The organism is Staphylococcus lugdunensis (genome assembly GCF_002901705.1).
GTDB classification, from domain to species: domain Bacteria; phylum Bacillota; class Bacilli; order Staphylococcales; family Staphylococcaceae; genus Staphylococcus; species Staphylococcus lugdunensis.
This window is the reverse complement of record NZ_PPPV01000012.1, coordinates 653,568-672,601: the sequence shown is the minus strand read 5'-3', so window position 1 is coordinate 672,601 and position 19,034 is coordinate 653,568. Positions and strand designations below refer to the sequence as shown.

General features: G+C 35.6%; 16 protein-coding genes. 15 read left to right on the top strand and 1 reads right to left on the bottom strand.

Features of this window, described 5'->3' with window-relative positions; genetic code table 11:
• The 11 genes from CD041_RS03920 to CD041_RS03870 all read left to right on the top strand — a co-directional run bounded on the left by CD041_RS03920 (nucleotide 1) and on the right by CD041_RS03870 (nucleotide 12,300).
• The gene (locus CD041_RS03920) at nucleotides 1–918 is read left to right on the top strand and encodes an RluA family pseudouridine synthase (protein ID WP_070648660.1); all 918 of its coding nucleotides are present in this window, start codon (nucleotides 1–3) and stop codon (nucleotides 916–918) included.
• 304 nt (nucleotides 919–1,222) lie between these two features.
• A complete protein-coding gene (gene pyrR, locus CD041_RS03915; protein WP_002459348.1) occupies nucleotides 1,223–1,750 on the top strand; it encodes a bifunctional pyr operon transcriptional regulator/uracil phosphoribosyltransferase PyrR in 528 nt (175 codons plus the stop codon).
• A gap of 288 nt (nucleotides 1,751–2,038) precedes the next feature.
• Nucleotides 2,039–3,349, top strand: coding sequence for a uracil-xanthine permease family protein (locus CD041_RS03910; RefSeq protein ID WP_002459347.1), 1,311 nt, complete (start codon nucleotides 2,039–2,041; stop codon nucleotides 3,347–3,349).
• A gap of 23 nt (nucleotides 3,350–3,372) precedes the next feature.
• Nucleotides 3,373–4,269: an aspartate carbamoyltransferase catalytic subunit gene (locus CD041_RS03905; protein WP_037553650.1), complete on the top strand. Its 897-nt coding sequence runs from the start codon at nucleotides 3,373–3,375 to the stop codon at nucleotides 4,267–4,269.
• Nucleotides 4,269–5,543, top strand: coding sequence for a dihydroorotase (gene pyrC, locus CD041_RS03900; RefSeq protein WP_070648658.1), 1,275 nt, complete (start codon nucleotides 4,269–4,271; stop codon nucleotides 5,541–5,543). The genes CD041_RS03905 and pyrC overlap by 1 nt, the downstream gene beginning before the upstream one ends.
• A 1-nt stretch (nucleotide 5,544) precedes the next feature.
• On the top strand, nucleotides 5,545–6,645 hold the full coding sequence (locus CD041_RS03895) for a carbamoyl phosphate synthase small subunit (RefSeq protein ID WP_002478321.1): 1,101 nt from the start codon (nucleotides 5,545–5,547) through the stop codon (nucleotides 6,643–6,645).
• Complete coding sequence (gene carB, locus CD041_RS03890) at nucleotides 6,638–9,811, top strand: carbamoyl-phosphate synthase large subunit (protein WP_002459343.1); 3,174 nt, start codon at nucleotides 6,638–6,640, stop codon at nucleotides 9,809–9,811. Before CD041_RS03895 ends, carB begins: the two co-directional genes overlap by 8 nt.
• Nucleotides 9,812–9,987: 176 nt before the next feature.
• Nucleotides 9,988–10,680: an orotidine-5'-phosphate decarboxylase gene (gene pyrF / locus CD041_RS03885; RefSeq protein ID WP_002459342.1), complete on the top strand. Its 693-nt coding sequence runs from the start codon at nucleotides 9,988–9,990 to the stop codon at nucleotides 10,678–10,680.
• A complete protein-coding gene (pyrE, locus tag CD041_RS03880; RefSeq protein WP_002459341.1) occupies nucleotides 10,681–11,292 on the top strand; it encodes an orotate phosphoribosyltransferase in 612 nt (203 codons plus the stop codon).
• A gap of 27 nt (nucleotides 11,293–11,319) precedes the next feature.
• Entirely contained in the window at nucleotides 11,320–11,550 is a 231-nt protein-coding gene (locus CD041_RS03875) for a hypothetical protein (RefSeq protein ID WP_070648656.1), read from the top strand.
• Between the two features lie 327 nt (nucleotides 11,551–11,877).
• The gene (locus CD041_RS03870; protein ID WP_037545897.1) at nucleotides 11,878–12,300 is read left to right on the top strand and encodes a VOC family protein; all 423 of its coding nucleotides are present in this window, start codon (nucleotides 11,878–11,880) and stop codon (nucleotides 12,298–12,300) included.
• Nucleotides 12,301–12,487: 187 nt separating this feature from the next.
• Here CD041_RS03870 and CD041_RS03865 read toward each other — a convergent pair whose 3' ends face one another.
• Nucleotides 12,488–14,185 carry an Rqc2 family fibronectin-binding protein gene (locus CD041_RS03865; RefSeq protein ID WP_062077520.1) on the bottom strand — a complete coding sequence of 566 codons (1,698 nt, stop codon included), beginning with the start codon at nucleotides 14,183–14,185 and terminating at the stop codon, nucleotides 12,488–12,490.
• A 159-nt stretch (nucleotides 14,186–14,344) separates the two neighbouring features.
• On the opposite strand from CD041_RS03865, the gene gmk reads away from it, so the two are divergent.
• The 4 genes from gmk to priA all read left to right on the top strand — a co-directional run bounded on the left by gmk (nucleotide 14,345) and on the right by priA (nucleotide 19,014).
• Complete coding sequence (gene gmk / locus CD041_RS03860) at nucleotides 14,345–14,968, top strand: guanylate kinase (protein WP_002459337.1); 624 nt, start codon at nucleotides 14,345–14,347, stop codon at nucleotides 14,966–14,968.
• A complete protein-coding gene (rpoZ, locus tag CD041_RS03855) occupies nucleotides 14,968–15,180 on the top strand; it encodes a DNA-directed RNA polymerase subunit omega (protein WP_002459336.1) in 213 nt (70 codons plus the stop codon). Before gmk ends, rpoZ begins: the two co-directional genes overlap by 1 nt.
• A 226-nt stretch (nucleotides 15,181–15,406) precedes the next feature.
• Nucleotides 15,407–16,606: a bifunctional phosphopantothenoylcysteine decarboxylase/phosphopantothenate--cysteine ligase CoaBC gene (coaBC, locus tag CD041_RS03850; RefSeq protein ID WP_070648654.1), complete on the top strand. Its 1,200-nt coding sequence runs from the start codon at nucleotides 15,407–15,409 to the stop codon at nucleotides 16,604–16,606.
• On the top strand, nucleotides 16,606–19,014 hold the full coding sequence (gene priA / locus CD041_RS03845; RefSeq protein WP_070648652.1) for a primosomal protein N': 2,409 nt from the start codon (nucleotides 16,606–16,608) through the stop codon (nucleotides 19,012–19,014). Before coaBC ends, priA begins: the two co-directional genes overlap by 1 nt.
• Nucleotides 19,015–19,034 lie beyond the last annotated feature (20 nt).

The following is a 19,034-nucleotide window of genomic DNA, read 5'->3' as shown; positions in this document are numbered from 1 at the left end:
ATGACAACGCATAGTATAGAAATTACAGATACTAGACACACAGGACAACGCATAGATAAGTTGCTGTCTGACTATAATCATGACTGGTCCAGAAGTCAAATTCAGGATTGGATAAAACATGAATTAGTAATCGTGAATGGGAAAGCAATTAAAGCAAATTATAAGGTTAAGTTACATGATTCTATTGTCATTACCGAAAAGGAAGTGGTTGATGCAGATATTCAACCAGAAAATTTAAATTTAGATATTTACTACGAAGATAAAGATGTTGCTATTGTATATAAACCTAAAGGCATGGTGGTTCATCCTTCTCCAGGTCACTATAGCGGTACGTTAGTCAATGGTTTGATGTATCAAATCAAAGATTTATCGGGCATCAATGGTGAAATCAGACCCGGCATTGTACATCGAATTGATAAGGACACATCGGGATTGTTAATGGTTGCTAAAAATGATATTGCGCATCGTAGTCTAGTTGATCAGCTTGTAGTTAAATCGGTTAAACGTAAATATACTGCGTTAGTTCATGGTAATATTCCTCATGACTATGGTACAGTTGATGCTCCGATTGGGCGTAATAAAAAAGATCGTCAGTCTATGGATGTTGTAGATGACGGAAAGGATGCTGTGACACATTTCAATGTATTAGAACACTTTAAGGACTATACGTTGATAGAATGTCAATTAGAAACTGGCCGAACACATCAAATTCGAGTACACATGAAGTATATAGGTTATCCTTTGGTGGGAGATCCTAAATATGGCCCGAAAAAAACTTTAGATATCGGTGGTCAAGCCTTGCATGCTGGTTTAATTGGCTTTGAACATCCGGTAACTGGGGAGTATATTGAACGTCAAGCAGCACTTCCTGATGCATTTGAACAGTTGCTTGAAGACATTCGCAAGAGAGATGCGTAGCGTATGATGTGACCATTTCTTTGAGGTTTAAAATGAGATAACTGTAGCATTAAAACATGATTGACAAGCTACTAAAATAACGGTAAACTAAGGACAGTTTAAAACCAACAACGTCTTTAATTGAACGTCCAGAGAGACTTCAAAGGCATGATAACGTTTAATATATGTATGGTGTATTTGTCGATTTTAAATAGCCTATTTCACTATAGTTGCTTGAGAAATATTGTACACCTTTTGTATAGATAACCTCATGTCTTGTAAGACATGAGGTTTTTGTGTTGTAATTCTTAAAAGAGGTGTTAATGTGTCAGAACGTATTATTATGGATGAAGCAGCTGTTCAACGTACAGTGACAAGAATAGCACATGAAATCTTAGAATATAATAAAGGCACTGACAATTTAGTGCTTTTAGGCATCAAAACGCGTGGAGAATTTTTAGCACAACGCATTCAAGAACGTATATTAAAAATTGAGCAACAACTCGTGCCTACTGGAACAATTGATGTTACATCATTTAGAGATGATATTGAACTGACTGAGCAAACGTCTTCGCAACTTGCTTATGATATCGATGTCGATATTACTGGTAAAGTAGTTATTATCATTGATGATGTTCTATATACGGGTAGGACTGTTAGAGCTTCACTTGATGCGATACTTAAACATTCAAGGCCAATCAAAATTGGCTTAGCTGCACTTGTCGATAGAGGACATAGAGAATTGCCAATTCGCGCAGATTTTGTTGGAAAAAACATACCGACTTCCAAAAACGAATCAGTTTCAGTATTTTTAGCAGAAAAAGATTCGCGTACGGCAGTCGTTATATCATAGCCGCCTTTTAAAGCAGTACGAGAGACTGGAAAAGGTGAAGTAAATGAATATACACAAAAATCCGATTGTATTAATGAAAGCAGCGCAACATTATCAGAAGTTAACCTTGATAAGCATTTCTGTATTTAGTTGCAAAGTAGATTTAACCGTTACCGATTGTGTATAATACCATACTTCATTTTAATCATTTGAGCACGACTTGAGTAAGAATGTGCTATAAATTTGATTTTTAGTCTCTTTACATTAATTAATGTAAAGAGCTTTTTTTATAAGAAAGGAAGAACAAATATGGAGAATGAACAAATGTTTGAACGCACGGTTAAACCCGTGTTAGATGTAAAGGATAAGCCTAGACCGGCTCAGTGGGGACTGTTAAGTTTGCAACATTTATTTGCAATGTTTGGCTCAACAGTATTGGTTCCTTATTTGACTGGACTTCCTATATCAGCAGCCTTGTTAGCTTCTGGTATTGGGACATTATTATACATATTGATTACACAGGCTAAGATTCCAGCATATCTTGGATCTAGTTTTGCGTTTATTACGCCAATTATTACTGGATTAAGTACACATAGTTTAGGTGATATGCTTGTCGCATTATTTATGAGTGGTGTGATGTACATTATCATTGGTATTTTAATTAAAATAAGTGGAACAGGGTGGTTAATGCATCTTTTACCGCCTGTAGTTGTAGGACCAGTAATTATGGTTATCGGTTTAAGTTTAGCGCCGACTGCAGTGAATATGGCTGTTTATCAAGATTCAGCACATATGAAAGGTTATAGCTTGAGCTATTTAGTCGTAGCACTTATCACTTTGCTAGTTACGATTGTTGTTCAAGGTTTCTTTAAAGGTTTCTTATCATTAATTCCGGTATTGTGCGGTATTATTGTTGGATATATCGTTGCAATATTTATGGGGCTTGTACATTTTGCACCTATAGCTAAAGCTAAATGGTTAGATGTGCCTCATATCTATTTACCGTTTAGAGATTATGAGCCGTCTATTCATTTAGGGCTTATCTTGGTTTTAATACCAGTTGTCTTTGTAACTGTAAGTGAACATATTGGCCATCAATTAGTAATAAATAAGATTGTAGGGAAGAACTTTTTCGAAGATCCAGGTTTGCATCGATCAATTATTGGTGATGGTATTTCGACTATGTTTGCAAGTATTATTGGTGGACCACCAAGTACAACCTATGGTGAAAATATTGGTGTACTAGCTATTACGAAAATATATAGCATTTATGTTATAGGTGGTGCAGCTGTCATCGCAATTGTTTTAGCATTTATAGGTAAATTCACGGCCTTAGTTTCATCTATACCGACACCAGTTATGGGCGGTGTGTCCATTCTATTATTCGGAATTATTGCTGCAAGTGGTTTACGCATGTTAGTTGAGAGCAATGTTAATTTCGCGGATAATCGTAATCTTGTGATTGCTTCTGTTGTCTTAGTTGTGGGTATAGGAAACTTAGTGATTAATTTAAAGGACATTGGCATCAATCTTCAATTAGAAGGTATGGCTTTAGCCGCTTTATCTGGAATTATACTTAATTTGATTTTACCAAAAGAAAAAGCACAGCAAATAAAATAATGAATGTATAAGGAGGATGAATGATGAAGCATCTACTGTCTATGGAAGAATTAAGTATTGAAGAAATTTATCATTTAATTGAAACTGCGAGTCAATATAAAGCTGGACATTATCCTGATAAGGCGCATCAACAACAGTTTGTTGCTAATTTATTCTTCGAGAATTCAACACGCACGAAATGTAGTTTTGAAGTAGCAGAACAAAAGTTAGGTTTATCACTAGTTAACTTTGAAACAGCAACTTCATCAGTTCAAAAAGGTGAATCTTTATATGATACATGTAAGACATTAGAGCATATAGGGGTAGATTTATTAGTTATCAGACATCCGCAGAATGCTTATTACAAAGAACTTGCAGATATTAATATCCCAATAGCTAATGCAGGAGATGGTAGTGGTCAACATCCAACTCAAAGTTTATTAGACATTATGACCATTTATGAAGAATTTAAAGATTTTGCTGGTTTAAACATACTCATCTGTGGTGATATTAAGAACTCGAGAGTTGCACGTAGCAATTATGATAGTTTGACTAAACTAGGTGCACATGTCTGTTTCTCAAGTCCACCACAATGGATTGATGATACATTATCAGCACCATATGTTGATATCGATGATGTGATTGAAGAAGTAGATATCGTGATGTTGCTCCGTGTGCAACATGAACGTCATGAAGCAGCGTCACAAACATCTTTTGAAGCGCAGCATTATCATGAACAATTTGGTTTGACAAAGTCAAGATATGAACGATTAAAAGATAGTGCGATTATTATGCATCCGGCACCAGTAAATCGTGGTGTTGAAATCGATACATCTTTGGTTGAAGCACCTAAATCTCGTATTTTTAAGCAAATGGAAAATGGTATGTACTTACGCATGGCAGTCATTAATGAACTTTTAAAGGAAAAGGAGAATCACTAATGAAATTAATTAAAAATGCACAAATCTTAGATAATGGCGAACTTAAACAAAAGTCAATTTTAATCGATGGACAATACATTAAAGAAATCAATGACACGATTAACATAGATGATAGCGTTGAAGTGATAGATGCTCATGGACAATTTGTAGCACCAGGATTTGTAGACGTTCATGTTCATTTGAGAGAACCGGGTGGAGAACATAAAGAGACAATTGAAACAGGAACTAAGGCAGCCGCACGCGGTGGATTTACAACAGTATGTCCTATGCCCAATACGCGTCCAGTGCCTGATTCAGTGACGCATTTTGATAATTTAAAACAATTAATTAAAGAAACTGCACAAGTTAGAGTCTTACCTTATGCTGCTATTACAGTGAGACAAGCAGGTAAAGAACATGTTGATTTTGAAGCGTTAGCTCAAGATGGTGCATTTGCTTTTACTGATGACGGGGTAGGTGTTCAAGAATCTGCAATGATGTACGAAGCAATGCAGGCCGCTGCCAAAGTTAATAAAGCGGTTGTTGCACATTGTGAAGATAATAGCTTAATATACGGTGGTGCAATGCATCAAGGTAAGCGGAGTGAAGAACTAGGCATACCAGGTATACCCAATATTTGTGAAGCCGTTCAAATTGCGAGAGATGTGCTATTAGCTGAAGCAGCTCATTGCCATTATCACGTTTGTCATGTCTCAACAAAAGAAAGCGTTAGAGCCATTCGTGATGCTAAAGCAGCGGGCATTCATGTAACTGCAGAAGTAACGCCACATCATTTGCTATTAACAGAAGATGATGTACCTGGAGATAATGCGATTTTTAAAATGAATCCTCCTTTAAGAAGTAAAGAAGATAGAGAGGCATTATTAGAAGGCTTGTTAGACGGTACAATTGATTGTATTGCAACAGATCATGCGCCTCATGCAAAAGAAGAAAAAGCACAACCAATGACGAAAGCGCCATTTGGTATCGTTGGTAGTGAAACAGCTTTTCCATTACTTTACACACATTTTGTTAAAAATGGGGATTGGTCATTACAACAATTAGTTGATTATTTAACTATTAAACCAGCTCAAACTTTTGATTTGCCATACGGACGATTAGAAGAAGGAAGTTTTGCTGACTTAACAATCATCAACCTTGATGAAGAGCGAGAAATCAGAGGAGAAGATTTCTTGTCTAAAGCTGATAACACACCATTTATAGGGTATAAAGTATACGGGAACCCTGTGTTAACAATGGTAGCAGGCGATGTTAAATATAAGGAGGAAGTGTAATATGCTGGAACGACGTTATCTTGTATTAGAAGATGGAACATTCTATGAAGGTTATAAGTTAGGTTCTGATGAACTATCAATAGGCGAAATCGTCTTTAACACTGCTATGACTGGTTATCAAGAGACGATTTCTGATCCGTCATATACTGGACAAATTATTACCTTTACTTATCCACTTATTGGTAATTATGGAATTAATAGAGATGACTTTGAAGCGTTAACACCAACTTTAAATGGTGTTGTCGTCAAAGAAGCTAGTACACATCCAAGTAACTTTAGACAGCAAAAAACATTGCACGAAGTACTTGTTCAATACAAGATACCTGGAATTTCTGGCGTAGATACACGTAGTATTACACGCAAAATTCGTCAGCATGGTGTATTACGCGCAGCGTTTACAGATTGCAGAGAAAATATTGATGAACTTATTAACAAATTAAAGTCAACGGAATTACCGAGAGACGAAGTAATGACAGTATCAACAAAGACACCATATGTATCTACTGGTTCGAATCTTAGCGTAGTATTATTAGACTTTGGGAAAAAACAAAATATTGTACGTGAACTCAATTTAAGAGGATGTAATGTGACTGTGGTTCCTTACGATACAACTGCTGAAGAAATTTTAGCGATGTCACCGGATGGCGTCATGCTATCAAATGGACCAGGTGATCCAGATGTTGTTGAAGTTGCCATCAACATGATAAAAGGAATTTTAGGGAAAATACCATTTTTTGGTATTTGTTTAGGACATCAACTATTTGCATTATCACAAGGGGCATCGTCATTTAAAATGAAATTTGGTCATCGAGGTGCTAATCATCCAGTTAAAGATTTGAGAACTGGAAAAGTAGATATTACAAGTCAAAACCATGGCTATGCGATTGACAAAGATTCATTAGCACAAACTGATTTAGAAATTACACATATTGCACTAAATGACGATACGGTTGAAGGTTTACGTCACAAAACATTACCAGCTTTTTCAGTGCAGTATCACCCTGAAGCAAGACCAGGTCCAAGTGATTCTAATTATTTGTTTGATGATTTTATAGCAATGATTAATGAGTTTAAAGAAAAGGAGCGTAATACTCATGCCTAAACGTGACGATATCAAAACGATTTTAGTAATAGGTTCAGGACCAATTATCATTGGACAAGCAGCAGAATTTGACTACGCAGGTACACAAGCGTGTTTAGCACTTAAAGAAGAAGGCTACCGAGTCATTCTAGTTAATTCTAACCCTGCTACGATTATGACTGATAAAGAAATTGCAGATAAAGTATATATCGAACCGTTAACACATGATTTTATTGCGCGTATTATTCGCAAAGAACAACCTGATGCTTTATTGCCAACATTAGGTGGTCAAACGGGATTAAACATGGCAATTCAACTTCATGAGAGTGGTGTGTTAGAGGCGAATAATGTTAAATTGTTAGGCACAGAATTAAAGTCAATTCAACAAGCAGAAGATCGAGAACTATTCCGCACTTTGATGAATGATTTGGATGTGCCAGTACCAGAAAGTGATATCGTTAATACGGTTGAACAAGCGTTTAGTTTTAAAGAACAGGTTGGTTATCCGTTAATTGTGCGACCAGCATTTACGATGGGTGGTACCGGAGGCGGCATTTGTCACAATGATGAAGAACTAAAAGAAGTCGTTAGCAATGGTTTACATTATAGTCCAGCAACGCAATGTTTGATTGAAAAGTCTATCGCAGGATTTAAAGAAATCGAATACGAAGTGATGCGCGATAAAAATGATAATGCTATCGTGGTTTGTAATATGGAAAACATTGATCCAGTAGGTATTCATACTGGGGATTCTATTGTTGTAGCACCAAGTCAAACATTATCAGACGTTGAATATCAAATGTTGCGTGATGTCTCACTGAAGGTGATTAGAGCCTTAGGAATAGAAGGGGGTTGTAATGTTCAACTCGCTTTAGATCCGCATTCATTTAATTACTACATTATAGAAGTTAATCCACGTGTGTCTCGTTCATCAGCATTAGCTTCTAAAGCAACGGGATATCCTATTGCGAAATTAGCCGCTAAAATTGCAGTAGGATTAACATTAGATGAAATGCTTAATCCTATTACAGGCACATCTTATGCAGCATTTGAACCTACATTAGACTATGTTATATCGAAAATTCCGCGTTTTCCATTCGATAAATTTGAAAAAGGTGAACGTGAATTAGGTACACAAATGAAAGCTACAGGTGAAGTGATGGCGATAGGGCGCACGTATGAAGAATCGTTATTGAAAGCGATTCGCTCGTTAGAGTATGGGGTGCATCACCTTGGACTACCTAATGGTGAAAGTTTTGATTTAGACTATATTAAAGAGCGAATTAGTCATCAAGATGACGAACGTTTATTCTTTATTGGTGAAGCAATTCGTCGGGGTACAACATTAGAAGAAATACATGAAATGACTAAAATTGATTATTTCTTCTTACATAAATTCCAAAACATTATCAATATTGAGCATGAATTAAAAGCACATCCTGGAGATTTAGATTATCTTAAATATGCTAAAGATTATGGCTTTAGTGACCGAGTTATTGCCCATCGTTGGGATATGGAAACAGAAGCGGTTTATCAACTGCGCATGGCACATCAAATTAAACCAGTTTACAAAATGGTAGATACATGTGCTGCAGAATTCGAATCATCAACGCCATATTATTATGGAACATATGAAACTGAGAATGAATCAGTTGTAACAGATAAAGAAAAGATCTTAGTACTTGGTTCTGGGCCTATTCGTATCGGCCAAGGTGTAGAATTCGACTATGCAACCGTTCATGCTGTATGGGCGATTCAGCAAGCAGGTTATGAAGCAATTATTGTTAATAATAATCCAGAAACCGTATCAACAGACTTTTCAATTTCAGATAAATTATATTTTGAACCGTTAACAGAAGAAGATGTAATGAATATCATTAATTTAGAACAACCTAAAGGTGTGGTTGTGCAATTTGGTGGGCAAACAGCAATTAACCTAGCGGATAAATTAACAAAGCATGGTGTTCAAATATTAGGTACTTCACTAGAAGACTTGAATAGAGCTGAAGATCGAAAAGAATTTGAAGCATTGTTAAGAGATATTCATGTGCCACAACCAAAAGGAAAAACGGCTACGTCACCACAAGAAGCTTTAAATAATGCACGTGAAATTGGTTATCCAGTAGTTGTAAGACCGTCGTACGTACTAGGTGGACGTGCTATGGAAATTGTCGACAATGATCAAGAATTAGAAAATTATATGGAACAAGCGGTAAAAGCTAGTCCAGAACATCCTGTATTAGTTGATAGATATTTGACGGGTAAAGAAATAGAAGTCGATGCTATTAGTGATGGCGATACAGTTATCATTCCAGGTATTATGGAACATATTGAGCGTGCTGGCGTGCACAGTGGTGATTCAATCGCTGTTTATCCACCGCAAACATTATCACAAGAAGAACTTGATACGTTAGAAGATTATACAATCAAGTTAGCCAAAGGGTTAAATATTGTAGGGTTGATTAATATTCAGTTTGTGATAGCTCATGATGGTGTTTACGTATTAGAAGTAAATCCGCGTTCTAGTCGTACGGTGCCATTTTTAAGTAAAATTACGGATATACAAATGGCACAATTAGCAATGCGTGCAATTATAGGTGAGAAATTAGCAGATTTAGGTTATCAACCAGGTGTGCAACCATATAGTGAAGGTGTTTTTGTTAAAGCACCGGTGTTTAGTTTTAATAAACTAAAAAATGTCGATGTAACACTCGGACCTGAAATGAAATCAACAGGTGAAGTGATGGGTAAAGACTTAACACTTGAAAAAGCATTGTTCAAAGGCTTGACAGGCAGTGGTGTTGAAGTTAAAGATCACGGAACGGTGCTCATGACAGTGAGTGATAAAGACAAAGAAGAAATAGTTAAACTCGCACAGCGCTTAAATGAAGTGGGATATAAAATTTTAGCGACGAAAGGCACAGCGGATAAACTTGCTCAGCATCATATTCCAGCTGAAGTAGTTGGTAAAATTGGTGGAGAAAATGATTTGTTGACGCGCATTCAAAATGGTGATGTTCAAATTGTTATTAACACCATGACTAAAGGTAAAGAAGTAGAACGAGACGGCTTCCAAATCCGTCGCACAACAGTTGAAAATGGTGTGCCTTGCTTAACATCATTAGATACAGCAAATGCATTAACAAATGTGATAGAGAGCATGACCTTTACAATGAGAAATATGTAATTAGGGACCGGGACAGAATGTATTATGAGTTCGTAGTCCCGCCCTGGCAAGGTTAACTAGGATTGAGAAAAACTTGGTAAAAGTGTGTTTTCAATCCAGTCAACTACTGCCAATATTTAGTTTGTATCCTAAAACAGACCCATATTTCAAGATAGAATTGGAGGTGGAAATTTAACATGAAAAATCTACCAATTATTGCATTAGACTTTGAGTCTACAGACAAAGTCAATGACTTTTTAAATCAATTTAACGAGCCATTATTTGTAAAAGTAGGTATGGAATTATTTTATCAAAGTGGACCACAGTTTATTCGCGATATTAAAGCACGAGGCCATGATATTTTTTTAGACTTAAAATTGCATGATATACCACATACCGTTAATAAAGCGATGCAAGGTTTAGCCAAGCTTGATGTAGACTTAGTTAACGTGCATGCAGCAGGTGGAACACTTATGATGCAAGAAGCAATGAAAGGGTTACGCGTGTTTAATCAAAACACTAAACTAATTGCTGTTACACAGCTAACTTCTACAACTGAAGCGATGCTACATCAAGAGCAAAATATTCAAACATCAATTGAAGAGGCCGTATTAAACTATGCACAGCTTACACAACAAGCTGGCTTAGATGGTGTGGTATGCTCACCGCTAGAAGCCAGATTACTTACAGAACATTTAGGTGCTGACTTCTTAAAAGTGACACCAGGGATTCGACCAAAAGGCGTAACAGCGGACGACCAACAGCGTATTACAACACCAGAAGACGCTAAGCAGTTAGGCTCAACTCATATTGTTGTGGGTAGACCAATTACACAAAGTGAACACCCAGTTGAAAGTTATCATTCTATAAAAGAAAGTTGGTTAAGTTAAATGGCAAAAGAGATTGCAAAAGCTTTATTACAAATTGAAGCAGTTTCATTATCACCTGATGCGTTATTTACTTGGAGTTCAGGTATTAAATCTCCGATATATTGTGATAATCGAGTAACGTTAGGTTTTCCAAAAGTACGTCGTCAAATTAGAGATGGATTAGTTAATTTAATTCAAGCGCATTTTGAAGAGGTTGAGGTTATTTCTGGTACAGCTACAGCAGGTATTCCACATGCTGCATATATTTCAGAAACAATGAATCTACCAATGAATTATGTGCGCTCTAAAAGTAAAAGTCATGGTAAACAAAATCAAATTGAAGGTGCTGCAAGCAAAGGGAAAAAGGTTGTTGTTGTTGAAGATTTAATCTCTACAGGTGGTTCTTCTATCAATGCCGTACAAGCATTGGAAGAGGCTGGTGCAGAAGTATTAGGTGTTGTTGCTATATTTACTTATGGCTTAGCTAAAGCAGATGAAATGTTTGAGGAACAAAAATTGCCGTTTTACACGTTGAGCCACTACAACGAGTTAATTCAGGTTGCACGTGAAATGGGTGCAATTAAGGAAGAAGATATCAAAACATTAGTTGATTGGCGCGATAATTTAGCATAATATAGTGTATAAAAGGAGGGGACAATAATGTCTAATGATAGTAACCAAGGCAATGATTTTTATCATCAGCTTAAGCATGTAAATGAATTTTTACAAAGACCAGAAGACTTTAACTCTCCGATTGCACAAAATGTTGAAGAATATGAACGACACTCGTCACAAAGTCAAGACATACACCAAGAAATTGATGTTTTTGTACGTCCAAGTGATATATTTAAAGAAGCCAAAGCTAATTTAAGAGAAAAGGGTCATATATAATTAAACAAATGCATGTCACATAAGCAGGTAAGTGCGCGTTTATGTGACATGCATTTTTAATAAAAGTGATTAAATTATCGAATAAAGAATTTGACGCATAACCATCCTAGAAACAAAACGATAAAAAAGGCTAATAGCGAAATAATTCCAATTGACATTAATAAGACTCCCTTCATTTAGAATTGATTTTTACCTTTTATATAAAAATCAACATCTAGTCAATATCTAGTTACGTACTTTAATAAAGCATAAGTTTAATTTATTTATGACTTGTATATATATTAAAATAAGAGCAAAGAAAAATAAACTTAAAGGTGGACAAGATAAATGGAAATCCCTAAAATTACGACATTTCTTATGTATAATAATCAAGCAGAAGAAGCAATAAATTTATATACGTCATTATTTGATGATAGCGAGATTATAACGATGGTTAAATATGATGAAGATGGTCCAGGAGAACCTGGAACAGTTCAACATTCCATCTTTACATTAAATGGTCAAGTTTTTATGGCTATTGATGCAAACAGTGGCCAAGAACTTCCAATGAACCCAGCGATATCACTATATGTTACAGTAAAAGACAACGCCGAAATGGAACGGCTATACAATGGACTAAAAAAAGAAGGCGCAATCCTCATGCCTAAAACAGAAATGCCGCCATATAAACAATTTGCTTGGGTTCAAGACAAGTATGGCGTTAGCTTTCAGCTCGCACAGGAGCCTCCAACAAAAAGAAACTTAAGCTAGTTTTGTATGTGTTATAAGTTTATGGGAGCGGGACAGAATTCATAATGAATTTGTAGTCCCGACCCGGCAAGATTGACTAGGATTGAAAAAAGCTTGGTATAAGCGTATTTTCAATCCAGTCAACTACTGCCAATATAGAACTCAGAGCCTAAAATATAATTATATTCCAGACTCGCAACTACTGATATTAAGATTGTTTCATGCTTTGAATTTTATCGTAATCAGGCGTAGCATATAATGTTTTTTGATTGTCGTAAGTTACAAATCCAGGTTTAGCGCCTGAAGGTTTATGCACGTTTTTTATTTCTGTATAGTCTACAGGGATTTGGCCAGATAGTCCCGCCTTTGAAAAGTAACCCGCTAACATTGCCGCTTCTTTAATCGTCGTTTCACTTGGATGCGCATTTAAAATCACAACATGAGAACCTGGAATATCTTTTGTATGAAACCATAAATGTGATTTATGCGCTTTTTTATTAGTTAAGTAATCATTTTGTTTATTATTTTTGCCGACAAGAATAGTATCTCCATCCGTGGATAAATATGTTTGTAAACGTATGGCTGTCTGCTTTTTCTTATAGCGTTGTCTGCGTTGTTTCATAAAGCCTTGTTCAGCTAGTTCATCACGAATTTCATCAATTTCATCAACAGTAATATGTTGTAGCTGTTGCTCTATTGTTTCAAAATAAGCAATATTTTCTTTCGTTAGTTGAATTTGATGTTTTAACTCATGTTCGCGTGTCTTCATACGCTGATATTGCTTATAATAATATTGTGCATTTACAGAAGGGGATTTAGTTGGATTTAATGGTATTGTGACGTCGTTTCCTGTGTAATAATTGAGTGCAGTTACCGTTTTATCACCTTGTTTAATTCGATAAATATTTGCTGTAATAAGCTCTCCGAATAATCGTTGTGTTTCTTTATCTTTAGCTCCCTCATATTCTGAAATTAATTTAGATAACTTATGTTCATTTTTGTTTAATTGCTGTTGCACAAAACGCACTAAATCATTTGCACGTTGCTTTACTCTATCACGTTCACCTCTGGCATCAAAGTAACGATCTAATAATTCATGCAAAGATGCATATTCAGATACATCATCTGAAAATTGTAACAACGGCATAAAGTAAAAATCTTCTTTACCAGTTTCATGATTTTTATGGAAAATAGGCTGTGGTTGATTATATGTTTGTTGCATGACTTCATCATAGGCTAATGGTAACGTTTCGTTAGTCATAAATTGACGTCGTTGTACGATTTCATTACTAATTAATGGACTAAAACCTTCAAAGGTATTAAGTAATTGTTTGGCAATTTTTCCTGCATTAAAATCAATATATTTTAACGTTTGTTGTCCAGTAATCTCAAAAGGATTAAGCTTATGCTGAGTTGGTGGTGCTTCATATTTAAAGCCTGGCATAACAGTACGATATTGGTTTGTATTTGGTGTTAAATGTTTTAAGCCTTCTAGTATTTTTCCATCATGGTCTGTCAAGATAAGATTACTGTGTTTACCCATGATTTCTAAGATAATAGTGCGGTAGATGGTATCGCCAATTTCATCTTTACTTTCAACGTCAATTTCAACACGACGATCGTTGCCAATTTGGCGAATTGCTTTGATAATACCACCTTCTAAATGTTTACGGAATACTCTTGCAAACATTGGTGGATTAAATGGATTGTCATACTTTTTATATGTTAATTGTAATCTTGAAAAGCTAGAATGAATCGACATGAGTAATTGATGATTTTGTCGCTGTTGTCGAATTACTAATATGACGGTATCATTTTCAGGTTGATTCACTTTATGAATACGTCCGGACACTAAAAATTGTAATGCTTCTACCATTTTCTTTGTAAATAATCCATCAAATGCCATGATTTTTTGCCACCTTCATCTTAATTCATTCATCATATTTTAACATGATAGACGACTATCGTCATGAAAGAAGTTTAATTAAGATATGCTATACAATTTTAATGACAATGTGATATCATATTAAAATAATAGAAGAATAGCATAGAAAGGTCGTAGGGCATGGATAATGAAAAAGGATTACTCATAGTTCTTTCCGGACCATCGGGCGTAGGAAAAGGAACTGTACGTAAGCAAATATTTGATGATCCAACCACATCATATAAGTACTCTATATCTATGACAACACGTGATAAACGTGATGGAGAAATCGATGGCGTAGATTATTTTTTTAAGACGAAAGAAGAATTTGAAACATTAATACAACAAGATCAGTTTATCGAATATGCTGAATACGTTGGTAATTACTATGGCACACCTGTTCAATATGTCAAAGATACGATGGAAGCTGGACATGATGTTTTCTTAGAGATTGAAGTTGAAGGTGCTAAGCAAGTAAGGAAGAAATTCCCGGACGCACTTTTTATATTTTTAGCGCCACCAAGTTTAGAACACCTAAGAGAAAGATTAGTAGGTCGTGGTACAGAATCTGATGAAAAGATTCAAAAACGTGTAAGTGAAGCACGTAAAGAAGTAGAAATGATGAATTTGTATGATTACGTTGTAGTCAATGATAAAGTTAATTTGGCTAAACAGCGAATCCAGTCGATTGTTGAAGCAGAGCATTTGAAGAGAGAGCGTATTGAAGCAAAATATAGAAAAATGATATTGGAGGCCAAAAAATAATGTTAAACCCACCGTTAAATCAATTAACAGCTAAAATTAATTCTAAATATCTGATTGCCACTACGGCAGCTAAACGTGCACGTGAATTAGATGAAAAAGCGAATACGGCATTACTTGCAAATTATCATTCAGCTAAACCTGTTGGCAAAGCGCTTGAAGAAATTGCAAGTGGTAAAATCGTACCAGAAATTCCTGCAGAATATCGTGGATAATCCTTTTAATTCATAATCATATTGATGTCATACAAATAGCACACCTTTAAATACAATGCAGTCAATGAGACTACAACTTAGGCATTGGTTAAAAGGTGTGTTTTATCTTTTTAGCACTAGTTAAGCTGACAATTATTGCTGTGTTATCTTTTTTTCATCTTACATACATTTGTGTATAATGAAGATAAATAAGGATGGCTAAGTAGATTAAAGAGGAGTTCAAACAATGAAGCATATATTATTAGCGGTTACAGGGGGCATTGCGGCATATAAAGCAATTGATTTAACAAGCAAATTAACACAAGCTGGCTATGAAGTGAAAGTCATGTTAACTGAACATGCACAACAATTTGTTACACCACTGGCGTTTCAAGCAATTAGTAGACATCATGTATATACAAACACGTTTATTGAAGCGCACCCTGAAGAGATTCAACATGTAGCATTAGGAGATTGGGCAGATGTTATTGTTGTGGCACCGGCAACAGCAAATACGATTGCTAAGTTAAGTGCTGGTATTGCAGATGATATGGTGACATCAACATTGCTGGCAACAAAGACGCCAAAATTTATCGCACCAGCGATGAATGTACATATGTATGAGAATCCACGCACGCTTCACAATATAAGCATTTTAGAAGACGATGGGTATCACTTTATTCAACCTGGTGATGGATTTTTAGCTTGTGGTTATGTTGCTAAAGGTCGTATGGAAGAACCACTGGAAATTTTAAACGTAATTAATCGTTATTTTGATCAGCAAGAACATTTACAACAAAGTACGTTTAAAGGTAAACACGCATTAGTAACAGCTGGTCCTACAATTGAAGTTATAGATCCAGTGCGTTTTGTATCAAATCGGTCATCTGGCAAGATGGGTTATGCACTTGCACAAGCCTTAAAGCAACGCGGTGCAATAGTGACATTAGTCACTGGACCAACACAACTAGACGACCCACAAGGCATTGAAGTTGTGCATATTCAAAGTGCTGAAGAAATGTTTGAAGAAGTGACAGCACGTTATCAGACCCAGGATATTGTATTCAAGGCAGCAGCAGTATCAGACTATACGCCTAAAGAGGTTCAACCCCATAAGGTGAAGAAGCAAGATGGTGAGTTATCCGTTGTCTTTAAACGCACCCCGGATATTTTAAAATATTTAGGTGAGCATAAAGCGCATCAATATTTAGTGGGATTTGCTGCTGAAACGCAAGATATCGAGCGTTATGCACAAGAAAAATTAACACGTAAAAATGCAGATGTAATTATTTCTAATAATGTTGGTGATACATCGATTGGTTTTAGTTCGGATGATAACGAGTTAACAATGCATTTTAAAAATCATTTACAAATTGATATAAGTAAAGGGAAAAAAATAGACGTAGCCCAACGAATTTTAGATGAATTAGAAACTAGGTGGCATTAATGATAGCAAAGGTTATTGTTGATATACCGTCAAAGAGTGTTGATTTCACATTTGACTATGTCATACCCAAACGATTAGCTGCATTTGTTCAAGTAGGTGTTAGAGTTGTTGTGCCATTTGGACCAAGAACAGTGCAAGGGTATGTTATGGATATACAATCACATCCAGATCAAGATATCGATGAAACTAAGCTTAAGGAAATCAAAGAAGTACAAGATATTCAACCAGAATTAACTTCGGAATTAATACAATTAAGTGCATGGATGAGTAATTATCATGTTACCAAAAGAATTTCGGTGCTTGAAGCAATGTTGCCAAGTGCCATAAAAGCGAAATATCAAAAAGCATTTGAACTTGTGAAAGAACAAGAAGTTGCTGAAAGTTTATGCGTAAAATTTAATAAAGAAGGTCATTACTTATATAAGGATGCACAAAAAAACAATGATTTAGCTGAATTGGTGCAGTTGTTGAATAATGGTGACATACGAGAGGTTACATTATTATCACAAAAATTAAAGAAAAAAACACAGCGTGCGGTAAAAATTATCCAAGGATACCATCCAGACGAAGTATTAGCGAAGTTGGAAAAATATATAAAACAATATGATTTGTATGCATATTTATTAGATGAGCAGCAACATATTGTCTTTTTAAAAGAAATCAACGATATGGGATTTTCAAATTCGAGTCTCGATGCACTAATTAAAAAGGGATACGTTGAAAAATATGATGCAGAAATTGATAGAGATCCATTTGCAGATCGCGTGTTTGAACAAGAAGTTAAACAAAAACTCACTATAGAACAGCAACATGCGTTTGACACTGTGAAAACAACGCTCGATGGCGACGAAGCCCGTACCTTTTTATTACATGGCGTCACTGGTTCAGGAAAAACCGAAATCTACTTACAAACTATTGAAGCAGTTTTAAATAAAGGTAAACAAGCTATGATGCTCGTGCCAGAGATTGCCTTAACGCCGCAAATGGTGTTACGTTTTAAACGACGTTTTGGTGATGATGTAGCTGTCTTACATTCAGGTTTATCGACAGGAGAAAAGTATGATGAATGGCAAAAAATTCGAGATGGACGTGCTCGAGTAAGTGTGGGTGCACGCTCAAGTATTTTTGCCCCTTTTAAAGAACTCGGATTAATTATCATCGATGAAGAACATGAATCTACCTATAAACAAGAAGACTATCCACGGTATCATGCACGTGAGATCGCTCAATGGAGAAGTCAATACCATAACTGTCCAATTATTTTAGGCAGTGCAACACCATGTTTGGAATCATTTGCACGTGCTGAAAAAGGGGTTTACACGTTGCTTTCATTACCACATAGAGTCAATCAGCAAGCGCTTCCTAATATTGATATTATCGATATGCGAGAAGAATTGTCACGTGGCAATCGTTCTATGTTTTCAAATGATTTGAGAGATGCAATGAATGCACGATTAAAGAAAAAAGAGCAAATTGTGTTGTTTTTAAATCGCAGAGGATACGCTTCATTTATGTTGTGTAGAGATTGTGGTCATGTACCTCAGTGTCCTAATTGTGATATTTCATTAACCTATCATAAAACCACTGACCAGTTGAAATGCCATTATTGTGGTTATGAAGAAACGCCTTCTAATCAATGTCCTAATTGTGAAAGCGAACACATTAGACAAATGGGAACAGGTACTCAGAGAGTTGAAGAACTGTTGCAGCAAGAATTTCCGGATGCACGTATCATACGAATGGATGTTGATACGACATCACGTAAAGGTGCACACGAAAAACTGCTAAGCGATTTTGAACAAGGAAAAGGCGACATTTTATTAGGTACGCAGATGATTGCCAAAGGCTTAGACTATCCTAACATTACTTTAGTTGGTGTTTTAAATGCTGATACTATGCTTAATTTACCTGATTTTAGAGCGAGTGAACGAACATATCAAATATTAACACAAGTTGCAGGCCGTGCTGGTCGCCATGAAAAAGAAGGTCAAGTTATCATTCAAACCTATAATCCAGAGCATTATGCAATTCAAGATGTTAAACAAAATAATTATTTAACATTTTATCAACGAGAAATGACTTATCGAAAATTAGGAAAATACCCACCATATTATTTTTTAATTAACTTCACTATTTCACATAAAGAGATGAAAAAAGTAATGGAGGCTTCTAAGCATATTCATCATATTTTATTGCAACATCTCACCTCAAAATCATATGTGTTAGGCCCTTCTCCAGCAGCATTATCTCGAATAAATAATGAATATCGTTTTCAAATTTTAGTTAAATACAAACGAGAACCAGAACTATTAACAGCTTTACAATATTTAGATGACTACTATCATGAACAATATATAAAAGATAAACTCTCATTGAAAATAGATATCGATCCACAAGTCATGATGTAATGACATTTTAAGAATATTAA

What these genes read in the sequence shown, in the direction of transcription:
- CD041_RS03920 (WP_070648660.1), top strand. Translation starts at nt 1, where the DNA reads ATGACAACGCATAGTATAGAAATTACAGATACTAGACACACAGGACAA.
- CD041_RS03910 (WP_002459347.1), top strand. Translation starts at nt 2,039, where the DNA reads ATGGAGAATGAACAAATGTTTGAACGCACGGTTAAACCCGTGTTAGAT.
- CD041_RS03905 (WP_037553650.1), top strand. Translation starts at nt 3,373, where the DNA reads ATGAAGCATCTACTGTCTATGGAAGAATTAAGTATTGAAGAAATTTAT.
- pyrC (WP_070648658.1), top strand. Translation starts at nt 4,269, where the DNA reads ATGAAATTAATTAAAAATGCACAAATCTTAGATAATGGCGAACTTAAA.
- CD041_RS03895 (WP_002478321.1), top strand. Translation starts at nt 5,545, where the DNA reads ATGCTGGAACGACGTTATCTTGTATTAGAAGATGGAACATTCTATGAA.
- carB (WP_002459343.1), top strand. Translation starts at nt 6,638, where the DNA reads ATGCCTAAACGTGACGATATCAAAACGATTTTAGTAATAGGTTCAGGA.
- pyrF (WP_002459342.1), top strand. Translation starts at nt 9,988, where the DNA reads ATGAAAAATCTACCAATTATTGCATTAGACTTTGAGTCTACAGACAAA.
- pyrE (WP_002459341.1), top strand. Translation starts at nt 10,681, where the DNA reads ATGGCAAAAGAGATTGCAAAAGCTTTATTACAAATTGAAGCAGTTTCA.
- CD041_RS03875 (WP_070648656.1), top strand. Translation starts at nt 11,320, where the DNA reads ATGTCTAATGATAGTAACCAAGGCAATGATTTTTATCATCAGCTTAAG.
- CD041_RS03870 (WP_037545897.1), top strand. Translation starts at nt 11,878, where the DNA reads ATGGAAATCCCTAAAATTACGACATTTCTTATGTATAATAATCAAGCA.
- CD041_RS03865 (WP_062077520.1), bottom strand. Translation starts at nt 14,185, where the DNA reads ATGGCATTTGATGGATTATTTACAAAGAAAATGGTAGAAGCATTACAA.
- gmk (WP_002459337.1), top strand. Translation starts at nt 14,345, where the DNA reads ATGGATAATGAAAAAGGATTACTCATAGTTCTTTCCGGACCATCGGGC.
- rpoZ (WP_002459336.1), top strand. Translation starts at nt 14,968, where the DNA reads ATGTTAAACCCACCGTTAAATCAATTAACAGCTAAAATTAATTCTAAA.
- coaBC (WP_070648654.1), top strand. Translation starts at nt 15,407, where the DNA reads ATGAAGCATATATTATTAGCGGTTACAGGGGGCATTGCGGCATATAAA.
- priA (WP_070648652.1), top strand. Translation starts at nt 16,606, where the DNA reads ATGATAGCAAAGGTTATTGTTGATATACCGTCAAAGAGTGTTGATTTC.